We start from the raw sequence: 14489 nt of genomic DNA on the forward strand, positions 1-14489 counted from the left end.
AGCTATAGCCCCTGGACTGGGGTTTCATGGAACTCACCTTCGGGACATCGGTCAACGACGTGGCGATCGCTGCGGTCCAGGCCGCGTACCGGGCGCTGTTGCTTCGCTGTGGCGAGGAACCGACAGCGGAGACCGTGCGCATTCTGATTCCCGTCTCGACGCGCGGCGCCGAGGCGGATCTCGCGATGGACAACTGTGTTTGGGCTTTCCGGCTGGCGGGACAATTCCCACAGCGCGGTGTAGGTTGCTTCAACTGGGAAAATGTCGCGAACAAATACCTGCCCAGGGTATATAGTCGAGGCTATGTCCAGTGATCGACCACCTCCTGGCATCGGCTCCGACCCGGCTCCTGCCGGATACGAGCATCATGGACACGATCACGGCCGTCGCCAAGCCCCGCATGGCTCACCAGGTCACGATGAGCACATGGGTCACGGCGAGCACGCCGGACACGGTGACCATGTCGCGGTGTTCCGGCGACTGTTCTGGGTGATGCTGGTCATCGCGATCCCGGTCGTCGCGGCTGACATGATGTTCGCCGACCTGATCGGCTACACCGTGCCCGGCACGTTGACATGGGTGTCGCCGGTCCTCGGCACGCTCATGTACCTGTGGGGTGGGCGCCCGTTCCTGACCGGTGCGGTCTCGGAGATCCGAGCACGACAGCCCGGGATGATGCTGCTGATCGCGCTCGCGATCACAGTCGCCTTCGCCGCTTCCTGGGGGTCGACGCTAGGCTTACTGGCCCACGAGCTGGACTTCTGGTGGGAACTGGCGCTGCTCATCGTGATCATGCTGTTGGGGCATTGGATCGAGATGCGTTCACTCGGGCAGGCCTCGAGCGCACTGGAGTCTCTGGCAGCGCTGCTTCCCGACGAAGCCGAACGGGTCGGCGAGGACGGCGCGGTCACCACCATCGCGTCCGATGATGTGCGCGCCGGGGACTTGGTGGTGGTGCGTCCGGGTGGCCAGGTGCCTGCCGACGGCGTCGTCGAATCCGGTATCGCCGACGTCGACGAATCGATGATCACCGGCGAATCGCGGTCCGTGCGCCGCGGGCCGGGCGACCGTGTCGTCGCTGGAACCGTCACTACCGATTCCGCGTTGCGCGTTCGCATCACCGCCGTGGGCACCGATACCGCCCTGGCGGGAATCCAACGTTTGGTGGCCGAGGCTCAGAACTCCAGCTCGCGCGCGCAGGTCCTGGCAGACCGTGCCGCGGGCTGGCTGTTCTGGTTCGCCTCCGGTTCCGCTGTCATCACCGCTGTGGTGTGGATGTTTCTCGGGCAACCGGAATCCGCGGTGACCCGCACGATCACCGTGCTCGTCATTGCCTGCCCCCACGCTCTCGGATTGGCGATCCCGTTGGTGGTTTCGATCGCCACCGAACGCGCCGCCAAGGCAGGCATCCTCATCACCGACCGCCGCGCTCTCGAAGCGATGCGCACCGTCGACGCCGTGCTGTTCGACAAGACCGGCACCCTCACTCGCGGCGAGCCGGCCGTCGTTGCCGCTACCGCCACCACTACGACTGTGAGCCAGGACGAGGTGCTCGCCCTGGCCGCGGCCGCGGAAGCCGACAGCGAACATCCGCTAGGTCGCGCCATAGTGACCGCCGCGGCCGATCGCGGGCTGAATGTGGCTTCCGCCAGTGATTTCGCGGCTCGCAACGGCATCGGTGTCACCGCCACGGTCGGCGGGGCCACTGTCAGTGTCGGTGGTCCGGGCATGCTCACCGAACGCGATCTCAGCGGCGCACCCGAAGCCGCACGGTGGGCCGAGCAAGGATCGACCGTGTTGCATGTCCTGCGGAACGGCCAGGTTGTCGGCGCGTTGGCGTTGGCTGATGCGATTCGTCCCGAATCCGCCCAGGCAATCGACGCCCTGCACGCTCGCGGAATTCACGTTGCCATGATCACCGGTGATGCCGAACCGGTGGCGCGGACCGTCGCCGCCGAACTCGGCATCGACGAAGTGTTCGCCGGCGTCCTGCCTCAGGACAAAGGCGCAAAGGTGCAGGCGCTGCAGGACGCCGGTCACAAGGTCGCCATGGTCGGCGACGGCGTCAACGACGCTCCTGCGCTGGCTCGGGCCGATGTCGGCATCGCCATCGGGGCGGGCACCGACGTCGCCATCGCTTCGGCCGGGGTGGTCTTGGCCAGTGACGATCCACGATCGGTGGTCTCGGTCATCACCTTGTCGAAAGCGACCTACCGCAAGATGATTCAGAACCTCAGTTGGGCGGCCGGTTACAACGTGATCGCTGTCCCGCTCGCCGCGGGCGTGCTCGCCCCGTGGGGCATCACGCTGCCGATGGAGGTCGGCGCGCTGCTGATGTCCGGATCCACGGTCGTCGTAGCACTCAATGCCCAACTGCTGCGTCGCCTGGACCTTCGCCCTGACGCAGTCTTGTCACACTGACCGCAGAACCTGTCCTCGCCGCACGACGTCGGCGTGGTGGCTGGCCGGGCGGGAAGCGTTCACGGCGTCGAGGGCTTGCAGGGCCACGGAATACCAAGTCGGAACCTCAGCGGCCCCGGCACCCAGAAGCGCGGCGCCCGCCCGATCGCCGCCCATGCCACTCGTGGTGGTCGCGGACCTCGGAGACTATCCGCACGGCCCGCTCGCGCAGCGTCTGCGGATACTTCCTCGAACTACAGACTTCATCTTCCTCAAGGGATGAAGTCTCGGGAATCGCCGGGGGGTCAGGCGAGGCGAACCTGGTGTCTCGAGGAGTTTCCGGCGTTGTCGGCGTCGCCCCTTCACGCGTCATCCGGAAGAACCGTCCGGCAATCGGCTGCGAAACGCGAATATCAGGGAAGTTCGCTGAATCGGTCAGCGGCTCGATCGAGGCGGCGCTATCATCTATAGATACCAGCTATCACGCTGGGTACGCCGCCCGCTCTGGAACGAATCTGCCACGTCGAGTGATATATCAGCGCAATCGTTGTGAACGGACCATCAGTCGGGAATACTTATTCTTCGAATAGGGAGACAACTTCATGTTCAGCAGGTCTCAATTGGCAAACGCACGCCGTCGTGCCGGTATTGTTTCACTCATGGCTGTCGCGGTGAGCACTTTTCTGCTGCCGTCAAACGTGGCATCGGCGGGCGTTCTCGATCTGACGTGTGTGCCGCCGAGTAGCGAGACGGTCACCTACAACCCCGCCCTGACCTCGACGCCCCAGGCCACGACCGTTGACGTAGCGACCGTGCTCGGTCCTTGCACGTCGACAAGTCGCCCCGACATCACCTCGGGTAGCCGCAATGTCACAGTTCAACTGACCCGCTCATGCCTCGAATTGCTCGACAGCGGGCCGACGAACTTCACCTTGACTTGGAACACCGGAGAGACTTCGACAATATCGGCCAACCGCGCATCCAACATTGCGGGAGCCGTGATTACTGTCACACATACCGGTGTCGTTACTTCGGGGGTTTTCACCGGTGACACTGTGCTACTTCAAACAGTAGGGGCCGCGACCGACATTCTGACCTGCACCCTGGGGCTCGGGACAGTCGCAAACCTCTATTCCACGGTACTCCTGGAAATCACCTCCCTCTGAGTTGGAAACGACCGCTCACATTGTCGAGCCTTCCGGTCCTGCTCGGCCAACGCCCAGCAGGATCAGGAAGGCTCGTGTGTAAGCCGGTCGCCGTGTGTTGCGACGTTGATCGGCCAGTATCGTGGTTGTTCGCTTCCGAGGGTGCGGCAACGATGGCGGGTGAGTGGCGCCCGCTCATCAGGCGCCCGGACCACTGCACACCGAGTCGGTGTGCAGTGCGTCGACGATCGCCGGGCCCGCCACGGGAAGCGCATCGGCGCGATCATCACCGAGTTGCCGATGGCACCCACACCATCGCGCCGAGGAGGACAAGATGGTGTTGGTGAGTGAGTCGGTCAATCTTTCCAACCGGTGATCGAGCTGCCAGGATCGTCCACCTCGTGCCATCCGGACACGGGCACGGCGCGTTCATCCGCACCGCGCCTGCGAACATTCTGGCCGACGGTGACGGAGATGCACTCGGAGACGTCGTCGTCGCCGGATGGTTGGTGGCGGCTTTTGGTAGTTTCATACAGCGTTGCGGTTTCGACATTCGCTTGCCGTTCGAACATCTCAGTCCAAGATGCTGCCGCCCCTGGGATGTGCCGCAGGGTAGGAACAGCGACCTCGAACCGGACCACACCGGCCCCCTGGCTACCTGTGGTGAGAAAGGGAGTCTGAGTGCTTAGCCTGTCGGAAGAAGCGATGCGCGCGCTCGGATATCAGGTCGTGGACATGATTGTCGATCACTACTCTCACATCGACTCTGGCCCGGTGGCAAGCCGGAAGACTGCCCTGGATTCGGCAGATTTGCTACAGCAGGAACTGCCTGAATCCGGCGATACAGATTCCTCGGCGTTGCTGGAGAAACTTGGCGATCTGCTGCGTACCGGCAACGCTCATCCTGACCATCCGAGGTTTCTCGCTTTTGTCCCCAGTCCGAGCAACTATATTTCGGTGCTCGCGGCAGCTTTGGCGGCAGGGTTTGTGGTCCCGTCGGGCCCGAGGGCTGCGCCAGTCGGTAACGCGATCGAAACGACAACGCTGAACTGGCTGATTGAGATGCTGGATTTGCCGGCGACCACCGGTGGTCTTTTCGTCTCGGGAGGATCGGAGGCCAATCTGACTGCTCTGACGGTGGCTCGGGACTGCACTGTGGGTAGAGTTGTGGAGAGCGGATGCGCGTACTTCTCTGACCAGACTCACTTCTCAGTCAATCGAGCATTGCGTGTACTCGGAACCAAACCAGGCCAGATTCGGTGCCTGCCAAGCAACGGTTCCCAGCGGCTGGATCCGGAGATCCTGGCCCGTCGCATCGGCCAAGACCGTCGCGCGGGCCTACACCCTTTCGTTGTGATCGCGAACGCGGGTACGACGAGCACGGGTGCGGTGGACCCCCTTGCCGAACTCGCCGAGGTCTGCCGGGCCGAGCAGGCATGGTTGCACGTCGACGGGGCGTACGGTGCCGCGGCGGCGGTAACGAGTCGAGGCCGCCAGGCGCTATCCGGCTTGAACCTGGCTGATTCATTGACGGTGGATCCGCACAAATGGCTGTTCCAACCACCAGAGCTGGGCTGCGTTCTCCTACGCGAGCCCTGCAAACTGGAAGAGGTCTTCGGGATCAGGATTCCGTCATATCTGGCAGAAGAGGTGCCTTCCACAGTTCAAGGCACCGACTATATGCATCGCGGCATCAAACAAACACGGGAGTTTCGAGCACTGAAGCTCTGGCTTTCACTGAAGGTATTCGGAGCCGATGCATTCCGCTCAGCAGTCGCTGCGGGGATGCAGATGGCCGAGGACGTGGGAAGATTCATCGATAGGCGCCCCGGGCTGGAAGTAGTGACTCCGCCTGAGCTTGCGGTTCTCACTTTTCGTTGCACCACCGCAGGTTCATCGTCAAGACAACCCTTGGTCGCAGGCCGAATCGTAGACCAAGTGTGCACTGAGCTACGAGATGACGGATTCGCCTTGGTCGCTCCCACCACGGTCGACCAGCAACGCGTCTTTCGATTGTGCACCATAAACCCGAGAATCAGCCGCATCGAACTGGAAGCGACCATCCTCAAATTGCAGGAATTGTGGTGCTATCACACGAAAATTCGAGCCACAGGTCCCGAAATCCAGTGAAGCCAGCGGGACGGTCGCGCGTCGAACACATAGTCGGCGCCACGCGACCAGTAACCTCCAACGTTCGAGAAGCGTATCGCGCTGTGTCCGATTACTGAGGCGCCGCCTAGTCAGGAGAGAAAAGTCATCCACGAGGATCGAGGTCACACCTTGTCGGCGTACGACGAATGTCCGACCTGATCCGCAGAGGTCCCGCAGTGACTTGCCAGCGCCTGCGGGACCCTGATCGGACCTGAATTCCGGCTGAGTCACAGCCGAAGAAGGCGACAGTCCGGCATCTAGCGGTGACTGTACATAGCTATCGGGTGCAGCTCACCTTTCTCGATGGACACTCGAGAATTCCGCACCGCTACCGTGATCCTGCCGGAAGAACGCAGATCCGGCGCTTCCGCGGGTCCCGCGGCAACTGAAGTCGGAGCAACCTTTGCGGCATTCACAATTCCACACATTGTAGTCTCCTTCTGTTGTTGTTCCCAATTCATCTGCATCGCTGCAGAGCATGTGGCGTCAACAAGAATGCAGACGTCGATTACCGCCTGACTGCATCGAGTTCGCGCAACAGCGCCGGAAAGGCTACCTTCGCCTCCAGTTTGGCAAGGTGAGAACCGAGACAGTAGTGAATGCCGCCGCCGAACGAGAGCGATCGGGGACCCGTGCGGGTGATGTCGAACTGGTCGGGATCAGCGAACACATGCGGGTCTCGGTTTACCGCCTCGAGCAGCACCAACACTCGTTGACCGGCTGGCAACTGTCCGACGTCAGTTTGTATCGCACCCGCGGCAACGCGACTGACAGCCTCTACCGGTGGATGAAGGCGAATCACCTCGTCGACTGCGTTCCGGGTCAGGTCCGGATTGAAACGGATCAGGTCGGCCTGGTCGGGGTGGTTGAGCAGTGCCATTATTCCCTCGGCCAGCGTGTTGGCGGTGGTCTCGAATCCATTTGAGTAGAGCAGCAGCACCATCGAGACAATCTCCGCCATAGACAAATCCACGCTGGCGTGGGCCGCCACGAGTTCTGAGATGAGGTCATCGCGTGGTTCGGCTCGCCGTTTCATAACCAATCTGGTCAGGTAGTCGGACAGGGCTTCTGCAGACCGGTCGGCGCTGGCCAGAGCTGCGTCGTCTCGCTGACCAGCGATATTGAAGATGCCGGCCAGGGTGATGACATGGGAGCGCAGTTCGAGCCGGTCAGACGCGGGAATGCCGAGCAAATTCCCGATAACAGTGATCGAAAGTGGCAGTGCGAAATCATCGGCGACGTTGATCGACGCGGAATTTGTCACGATAGTTTCGATCAGCTCTTCCGTAATTCGTTCAATCTCTGATTCGAAAGCAGTGATATTCCGGGGCGCGAATACTTTCGCTACAGCTGCGCGCAGCCTCGTATGTTCCGGCGGGTTCGCTGTCAGCATGTTTCCGTGGATGAGGCGCAAGCTTCGATGCTCACGCCAATCTGGGTATTTCGATGGCTCGGATATCTGGGTCATGCGGTGGTCAAGAAGGAGTTTTGATGCCAGTCGGTACGACGTGACGATCAGTTCACCCTCGGACGTATAAGTCGCGGACCCGTGGCCGCGCAAAATTTCGTAGCTCGAACTTCGACGGCCTCGGCCATCCTGCGACGACAAGTCAGCGAGAATATCGTCGATATCCTTTCGGGCTCCGATCATCATCCTCGCTCCCTTCGCGCGGCTGAATACCCACGGCCATGCTGAAGCCGCATTGCGATGCCGAGCGAGGTGGGGCAACGAACCATCACTCGACATGCTTCGCCCTGAAACGATCGAGCCTGAGGAACGCCTAGCGCTGCACTTTCTGCTGAGCATCTGGGGAACTGATACTGCTGAATGCGGAGCGACATAGGCAGTCTAGCGCATGGGATTGAATCCGCACCAGCCCCGCCAGCACCTGGTGGGCTGTAGTTGAAGTTCTTCGGCGGTCGGCCTTGGCCAGGATCCGCTTGGCGGTCTTGGTCCAGACGAAGGGCTTCGCTCTCGGGTTCTACCCGGAAAGGCGCGGGCCACGTGGCGCAGGCAACCGAGGAATTCCTGGTGGCGATGCCGGGGTTTGCAGACACCGGTGACCTTGCCAGTCGCGATTTCCAGGGCCGTGAACAGGGTGGTGGTGCCGTTGCGGGATACCGATCTGCATCGGCAAGGTCGGTGCGGTCCGAACCAGGGGCAGTCCCCCGTTGTTTCGCCGATTCCGCAGGGAGCCCGTCGAGGACTGTTCGGCGTGCCGGATGAGCCTCAGTGCCTGTCGCGTGTTGCCGAACCGCGTCTCGACTTCGGCAGGCAGGTCAACAGCTTGATCGCGCCCGGTGGTTGTGTCGGCATCTGGTTGCGCGACAACGGTGCGGTTCGAACTCTGGCCGCGCTCTACCGGTCGGCGTACACGGTGCAAGCCGCCTGCGGCTTCGCGGCGCAACAGATTTCAGGGACGGCTCAGCTGGTGACCAACATCAAGGGCGGCGCGCACCGAGGTTGGCATGTCGATGGCCCCGCCGCTGTGGATCGTGAACTTTGCCTTGATCTACATCTTGAACCCTGCCCTCGCCGCCGAGATGCCGGCTTTGTGGGCTCCGATACCCCCGCAGGTCGCTGCCGCCATCACGGCGAGTCCGACCGGCCAGGTTCCCTTCGGCGACTTCACGGCCTACTTCCAGTGATCGGGTGGTCGGCTCAGGAAGCGCCAGGATCCGCCGTCAGGCCAGGAAGGATGAAGCGACGCACGTGACTCAGCACCGCGGCCCTGTCGTCGGGGTCGATGGTGTCACCGTGGATCGTGCCCAGGCTGATCAGTACACGCGCCACCCACTCGGAGACCTCAGCGAGGTCGTGATCGGGGTGAATCTCGCCGCGCGCTGCCGCGGCCTCGACGTAGGGGCGCCAGAAGGACGCCAGGTCGGGGATCAGGCCGGAGACGCCCGCGCCGGTGCACAAGGCGAATTCCTCGGGCTCCTCGGCCCGTAGCCGAATGAGCAGTGCGCCGGGATCGTCGTAGGCGCCCCTGCCAATGCGAACCCCCGCCGCGAGTTGTTCGGCGAAGTCGTCGATCGTATCCAGCTCGCGGCGTGCGTCGGTCCAGAAAGCGTCGGTCAGCCGGACGAGCGCGGCACCGAGCAGGGTCGTCTTGTCGGGGAAGTGCCGGTAGAGCCAGGCGCGTGAGACTCCTGCCTCCTCGGCGACCTCGCTGACTGTCGTGGCCCGGATTCCGTTGGCCGCCAACAACTTTTGCGCGGCGTGGAGTAACCGGTCCACGACCGTCGCCGTCGCAGCTTGGGTCACGCTCCTCACTTTCCGGGGTCGATGTTCACGCGGGAACGACATCGGGTTTTCCGAAACCCTAGCAAGCTGTGGACAGATCTGAGAATGTGACAACTGCGGGTAGACACTCTTGCAAATCTGTCTACCAGATCGGTTTGGAGGGATCGGGACATGTATCAACCGCGGACGGCGGTCATCGGCGCCGGTATCAGCGGCCTCACCGCGGGAAAGATGCTCAACGACTACGGCGTTCCCTATACCTGCTTCGAGTCCTCGGACAGGGTGGGCGGCAATTGGGCATTCGGCAATCCGAACGGGCACAGCAGCGCCTACCGGTCGCTGCACATCGACACCTCCAAACACCAGCTGTCGTTCCGGGATTTCCCTGTGCCCGAGCACTATCCGGACTTCCCACACCACACACAGATCAAGCGGTACCTCGACGACTACAGCGCCGCTTTCGGGCTGACCGAGCACATCGAGTTCGAGAACGGCATCGAACACGCGCGCCGTCTGCCCGGCGGTGGCTGGGAGCTGACATCCCAGCGCACCGGGACGCGCTACTTCGATCTGCTCGTCGTCGCGAACGGACACCACTGGGACCCGCGCTACCCCGACTTTCCCGGCGAGTTCGCCGGAACCGCACTGCACGCGCACGACTACATCGACCTGCGCACACCGATGGACTTCTCGAATCAGCGGATTCTCGTCGTCGGTCTCGGCAACAGCGCAGCCGATATCGCCGTGGAACTGTCGTCGAAAGCGCTGGGCAACACCCTGAGTCTGTCGACTCGTTCCGGCGCGTGGATCGTGCCCAAGTACATAGCGGGCCGACCGGCGGACAAGTACTTCCGGACCAGCCCGCACATCCCGTACTCGTGGCAGCGCAAGATCGCGCAGTGGGGCCAGCCGCTCATCTCGGGACGCCCGGAGAGCTACGGCCTGCCGACGCCCAATCACAACTTCTTCGAGGCACATCCGACCCAATCGGTCGAACTCCCGCTACGGCTGGGATCCGGTGACGTGATCCCGAAGCCCGATATCGCGCGGTTCGACGGGCACACAGTGCATTTCACCGACGGCACCTGCGACGATTTCGACACTGTCATCTATGCCACCGGCTACAACATCACCTTCCCGTTCTTCGATCCGGACTTCCTCAGCGCACCCGGCAATCGCATCGATCTGTACAAGCGGATGTTCGTGCCGGGTATCGACGACCTGGTCTTCGCCGGATTCGCGCAGTCGACGCCCACCCTGTTCCCCTTCGTGGAATCCCAGGCGCGGCTGGTCGGGGCGTACGCGGTCGGACGGTACCGACTGCCCGAGCCGGAGCGGATGCGCGAGGTGATCGTTGCTGATCAGCAGCGCTACACCGGGCACATGCTCGACCGTCCCCGCCACACCCAGCAAGTCGACTATTTCCTCTACGAACACGATATGCGGACACGAGAACTACCGGCGGGAGCGCAACGGGCCCGGGTCCTTGGACCGCCGCCGTGGGCCCAGGTGGCTGATACCGACACCACGACCGTCGGAGCCCCCCGATGACCGACGCCTACCGGCAGATCTCCTTTCCCTCCCAGGGAACCACCTGCGATGCCTGGTTCTTTCCACCGACATCGGATGGTGCTCTCATCGGGCCGACGGGCTCGCCCGTCGTGGTCATGGCGCACGGATTCGGCGGCACCAAGGATTCCGGTCTCGCTCCGTTCGCGCGGCACCTCGCCGACTCCGGCCTGGCCGTTCTCGCCTTCGACTACCGCGGCTTCGGCGCCTCCGACGGTCAACCGCGCCAACGGGTCTCGATGGCCGCTCAGGTCAAGGACTATCACGCCGCGATCGCCGCGGCGATCGCACAGCCCGGGGTCGATCCGGCGCGAACAGTGTTGTGGGGCGTCTCCCAGTCCGCGGGGCACGTGTTGAGTGTGGCCGCCGACCGGACCGACATCCGCGCGGTGATCGCGATGGCACCCATGATCGATGGCATTTCAGCGGGTCGCAATGCCCTGAACCAGGTGGGCGTCGGCGCGGTCACCCGTTCCGCGATGACCGGTGTGCGCAGCGCGGTGGCGGGGCGCTTGGGCGGCAAGCCGATCATGATGCCGCTGGTCGGCAGACCCGGCGAGCGGGCGGCGTTGACCGCCGAGGGCTACTTCGAGTCCTATACCGCGTTGGCGGGGCCGACCTGGCGCAACGAAGTCGACGCCGCCGTAGGGCTCGAGCTCGGCGGCTATCGGGCCGATCGGCATGCGGACCGCATCACCGCCGCGGTCCTCGTGCAGATCGCCGATTTCGACCGCGCCGCGCCCCCACACGCCGCGGCCAAGGCGGCGTTCAAGGCCCGCGCCGAGGTCAGGCACTACCCGTGTGACCATTTCGACCTCTTCGCGGGCAACCAGTGGTTCGAGAGCGCCGTCGCCCACCAGGTAGCCTTCCTACGACGACATCTGCTCGACGCAGCACACAGCCAGGTTCGGACGACGGAGGGGGCTGCATGACCAGCGATCGGCGTGCGGCACTGGTGATCGGCGGCGCGTCCGGAATCGGCCTGGCAACCGTACGTACATTGGCAGCCGAGGGGTATCGGGTGACGATCGCCGATATCGACGAAGCTGCCGCCCGCGACGCCGCGGCGTCGCTCGGGGGCGATGTGACCGCGATGGGTATGGATGTCACCGACGAGGACTCGGTGGCGGCGGGGTTCGAGTCCGCGCACGGCGTGCACACCGTGGTGAACTGTGCCGGGCTCTCGATTCCGGGCGCGATCACCGAACTCGACCTGGCGCACTGGCAGACCACCATCGATGTCTGCCTGACCGGAACCTTCTTGGTCCTCAAACACGCGGGTCGCCACATCACCGAGGGCGGCAGCATCATCTGCATCGCCTCACTCAACGGTCGCCAACCAGGGACAGGCATGGCCTCCTATTGCTCGGCCAAGGCCGGTGTGCTCATGCTCGTCGAGGTCGCCGCGCTGGAACTGGCCGAGCGTGGCGTTCGCGTCAACGCGATATCTCCCGGCCTGGTCGACACCCCACTGGTCGCCGGAATCTCGTTGGTGCCGGGGTTGACCGAGGAATACCTGGACAACACACCACTCGGGCGCAGCGGACGACCGGAGGAGATCGCCGAAGCGGTCGCCTTCCTCGCCTCCGACCGTGCCAGTTGGATGACCGGAGCGGCGATCGATCTCAACGGCGGCGCACATCTGCGCCGCTACCCGGATGTGCTGGGCCGGGTACGGGCGATGGCGGCGAACCCGGAACAACCGTAAGCCGGTGCCGCACCGGCTTTCTCCGCCGCGATCACGCCGAGTATCGGAATCAGCGCAATGCGCCCGGTACGAGGTCGTCGATCGCGGCGGCGCTGCGCGTGAGCATCGTGTGGAACATCCGGTCGCCGCGAGGAGTGGGAGCGGCGGCGCCGCAACCGAAGACGACGATCAACGGTGCGTGGATCAGCGACGACACGTAGTCGGCCCAACACTGCTGCACGCTGTAGCCGGTGACGCCGTGCCGGGTGAGTTCCCGGTGATAGTCGGCGACGATGGCGCGCTCGTGTCGGCGGCGGTCCTCGATCGTGAGGCTCGTCGAGAGCAGGAAGGCGATATCGCGCAGCGGTTGCCCGGGGGTGATGGTCTGCCAGTCCAGCAGCGTCACCGTGCCGTCCGGCGCGAACATCACATTGTCGACGCGCAGATCCCCGTGCAGCAGCGCGAAATGCCGCAACGGGGCGACCAGCCACTCACCGGCGGTTGCGACGAGCCACGTGATCGCGGACCGCTCGAGGTCGGTGAGCCGATCGTCGAAACGCTCGACGAAGGCATCGGCCATCGGCGCGAGTACCGAGTCCATCAGGTCCCGATCCTCAGCTGTGGGCAGAGACAGACCCGGTACCTGGAACAACGTGTCGTCACACCAGCGCGGACCGTGCAGCCCCGCGGCGGCGACGGCGACCGCGCGCACCTGTTCGACGGTGCAGCCCGCGATCTGGTCGCCCTGCACCGCAGGCGCGAGATCATCGAGTAACAGCACGAATTCACTGCCGGATTCCGAGACGACCGTGGCGTAACAGCCCGGCACCGGGGTTGCCAGCGTCGACGCCAGGTCGCGGTAGAAGCGCACCTCGTTGCGGAAGGCACCCGCTCCGAACCGGCGATGATCGTCGGAACCGATGGCGAGTTTGGCGATCATGCTGACCGGCAAGCTGGTGCTGTCGCGGTAGCGCAGCAGCAGCCGGTACGAGCCTGCCATCTGACCCGAACCCACCGCAGTCACGGTCACGCTGTCGACCTCCACGGCGTGCCCGTGCGCCTGTAGTGTCGCGGTGAGCCAGGCGGGGGTGAGCGAATCCGGGTCGGTCGGTATGTCCTCGGAAACCGTTCTGGGAGGCGTGTATTCGGCGGTCATCTGACAACTCCTGACGAGTCCGGTAGCACGACCGAGCCCGGGTTTGCCGGCAGTGCGCGCCGGGTCGAGCGGATCGCTCGGTAGGCCTCGAGAACCGGGACCAATTCGGTGGGGGTGGCGCCGTGCATGATCACCGAGTCGACGCCGAGTTCGAATTGGCGGTCGACCGCGGCGGCGCAGGCGTTCGGGGAACCGGTCGCGCAGTCGCTGACCCATTCCCGTGGGATCACCGCGGCGAGTTCGGCGAGTTCGACGGCATTGGCGGTCGCGTCGATCGCACCACGCGCCGAAGTGAAGGCCGTACTCGCCCGCACCCGCTCCAGATCGTCACTGCGCCAGCCGTTGGCTCGCATCAGAATCTCGGGATAACCCTGCAAGTAGGTGGCCAGGCGGCCGTAGAGGCGGCGCAGTTGATCCAGCTCGTCGAGGTCGTCACCGACAGTGGCCACGACCGACCAGATCCGCACCGAGGCAGGATCGCGCCCCGCGCGTTCGGCGGCCTCGCGCACCGTCGACACCGCGCTCGCGGTGGCTTCGGCGCTGAGGAAGGTGTGCAGGACGACCGCGTCCGCGATGCGGCCTGCCAGTTGCAGGGTCCGTGGGCTCATGGTCACCAGCAGTACCGGCGGTGGCGAATCGAGTGCCACGCCGAGATGCAGCACCGGATAGGAACCGATTGCGCCATCGTGGCCGATGACCGTCTCTCCGCGCCACAACCTGCGCACGATGTCGGTGATCTCGGCCAGTTGCGCACCGGTCACGTTCGGTAGCCCGAGAACCTGCCACAGTGGCGCGATTCCGCGTCCGAGGCCGAGCGCGAAACGTCCGCCACTGAGTTCTGCGAGGGTCGCGCCCATGTTCGCGGTGACGATCGGATGACGCGTGTTGTGGTTGGTCGCCGCAGTGGCGATACCCAGCCTGGTCGACACCGCGGCGAGTGCGCCCGACAGGGCCGCGGCGTCTTTGACGTTGAACCGCTCGGAGACGAAGGCGGTGCCCAGCCCGATCCGGTCGGCATGCACCGCCTCGGCCGCGAGTTCGGCGGGGGTGACGGGATGACGCGACAGCGCGTAATAGCCGAGCTCGGTCAGCTGTGGCGGGAGTTGGTCATCTGATGACATCGGCAGGCACCTC

Annotated in this window: 12 protein-coding genes and 2 pseudogenes; 8 read left to right on the forward strand and 6 right to left on the reverse strand. The window is 64.1% G+C overall.

All coding sequences use genetic code 11. The features are described 5' to 3' along the window. The first annotated feature begins 26 nt into the window (after positions 1-26). The 3 genes from BOX37_RS14215 to BOX37_RS33995 all read left to right on the forward strand — a co-directional run bounded on the left by BOX37_RS14215 (position 27) and on the right by BOX37_RS33995 (position 3566). Positions 27-314, forward strand: coding sequence for a hypothetical protein (locus BOX37_RS14215; protein ID WP_071928062.1), 288 nt, complete (start codon positions 27-29; stop codon positions 312-314). Next, positions 304-2421, forward strand: coding sequence for a heavy metal translocating P-type ATPase (locus tag BOX37_RS14220; RefSeq protein ID WP_084759656.1), 2118 nt, complete (start codon positions 304-306; stop codon positions 2419-2421). The genes BOX37_RS14215 and BOX37_RS14220 overlap by 11 nt, the downstream gene beginning before the upstream one ends. A gap of 638 nt (positions 2422-3059) precedes the next feature. Beyond that, a complete protein-coding gene (locus BOX37_RS33995; protein ID WP_156910404.1) occupies positions 3060-3566 on the forward strand; it encodes a hypothetical protein in 507 nt (168 codons plus the stop codon). Between the two features lie 335 nt (positions 3567-3901). On the opposite strand, the gene BOX37_RS14225 is transcribed toward BOX37_RS33995, so the two are convergent. After that, the gene (locus tag BOX37_RS14225) at positions 3902-4117 is read right to left on the reverse strand and encodes a hypothetical protein (protein WP_071928064.1); all 216 of its coding nucleotides are present in this window, start codon (positions 4115-4117) and stop codon (positions 3902-3904) included. Between the two features lie 163 nt (positions 4118-4280). Here BOX37_RS14225 and BOX37_RS14230 point away from each other — a divergent pair, with 163 nt between their 5' ends. Next, positions 4281-5675: a pyridoxal phosphate-dependent decarboxylase family protein gene (locus BOX37_RS14230; protein ID WP_420811624.1), complete on the forward strand. Its 1395-nt coding sequence runs from the start codon at positions 4281-4283 to the stop codon at positions 5673-5675. A gap of 529 nt (positions 5676-6204) precedes the next feature. On the opposite strand, the gene BOX37_RS14235 is transcribed toward BOX37_RS14230, so the two are convergent. Next, the gene (locus BOX37_RS14235) at positions 6205-7350 is read right to left on the reverse strand and encodes a cytochrome P450 (RefSeq protein ID WP_167659937.1); all 1146 of its coding nucleotides are present in this window, start codon (positions 7348-7350) and stop codon (positions 6205-6207) included. Positions 7351-7683: 333 nt separating this feature from the next. Next, positions 7684-7812 (reverse strand): annotated as a pseudogene (locus BOX37_RS35300) (IS630 family transposase); the annotation flags it as partial. Between the two features lie 157 nt (positions 7813-7969). Here BOX37_RS35300 and BOX37_RS14240 point away from each other — a divergent pair. Further along, a pseudogene (locus BOX37_RS14240) lies at positions 7970-8345 on the forward strand (hypothetical protein); the annotation flags it as partial. A 13-nt stretch (positions 8346-8358) separates the two neighbouring features. Here the strand turns inward: BOX37_RS14240 and BOX37_RS14245 are convergent. Next, positions 8359-8964, reverse strand: a complete 606-nt coding sequence (locus BOX37_RS14245; RefSeq protein ID WP_240505341.1) for a TetR/AcrR family transcriptional regulator — start codon at positions 8962-8964, stop codon at positions 8359-8361. A 150-nt stretch (positions 8965-9114) separates the two neighbouring features. Here BOX37_RS14245 and BOX37_RS14250 point away from each other — a divergent pair, with 150 nt between their 5' ends. Genes BOX37_RS14250 through BOX37_RS14260 form a run of 3 tightly spaced genes read left to right on the forward strand, consistent with a single transcriptional unit; the run spans position 9115 to position 12220 of the window. Continuing rightward, the gene (locus tag BOX37_RS14250; protein ID WP_071928068.1) at positions 9115-10494 is read left to right on the forward strand and encodes a flavin-containing monooxygenase; all 1380 of its coding nucleotides are present in this window, start codon (positions 9115-9117) and stop codon (positions 10492-10494) included. Continuing rightward, complete coding sequence (locus BOX37_RS14255) at positions 10491-11444, forward strand: alpha/beta hydrolase (protein WP_071928069.1); 954 nt, start codon at positions 10491-10493, stop codon at positions 11442-11444. The genes BOX37_RS14250 and BOX37_RS14255 overlap by 4 nt, the downstream gene beginning before the upstream one ends. Further along, complete coding sequence (locus BOX37_RS14260) at positions 11441-12220, forward strand: SDR family NAD(P)-dependent oxidoreductase (protein ID WP_206045829.1); 780 nt, start codon at positions 11441-11443, stop codon at positions 12218-12220. Before BOX37_RS14255 ends, BOX37_RS14260 begins: the two co-directional genes overlap by 4 nt. Positions 12221-12269: 49 nt before the next feature. Here the strand turns inward: BOX37_RS14260 and BOX37_RS14265 are convergent, their stop codons facing one another. Both BOX37_RS14265 and BOX37_RS14270 read right to left on the reverse strand, forming a co-directional pair. Next, positions 12270-13355: a phosphotransferase gene (locus BOX37_RS14265; RefSeq protein WP_071928070.1), complete on the reverse strand. Its 1086-nt coding sequence runs from the start codon at positions 13353-13355 to the stop codon at positions 12270-12272. Then, positions 13352-14476: a TIGR03857 family LLM class F420-dependent oxidoreductase gene (locus BOX37_RS14270; protein ID WP_071931493.1), complete on the reverse strand. Its 1125-nt coding sequence runs from the start codon at positions 14474-14476 to the stop codon at positions 13352-13354. Before BOX37_RS14270 ends, BOX37_RS14265 begins: the two co-directional genes overlap by 4 nt. Between the last annotated feature and the right edge of the window lie 13 nt (positions 14477-14489).

It is taken from the genome of Nocardia mangyaensis (assembly GCF_001886715.1).
In the GTDB taxonomy this organism is placed as follows: Bacteria; Actinomycetota; Actinomycetes; order Mycobacteriales; family Mycobacteriaceae; genus Nocardia; species Nocardia mangyaensis.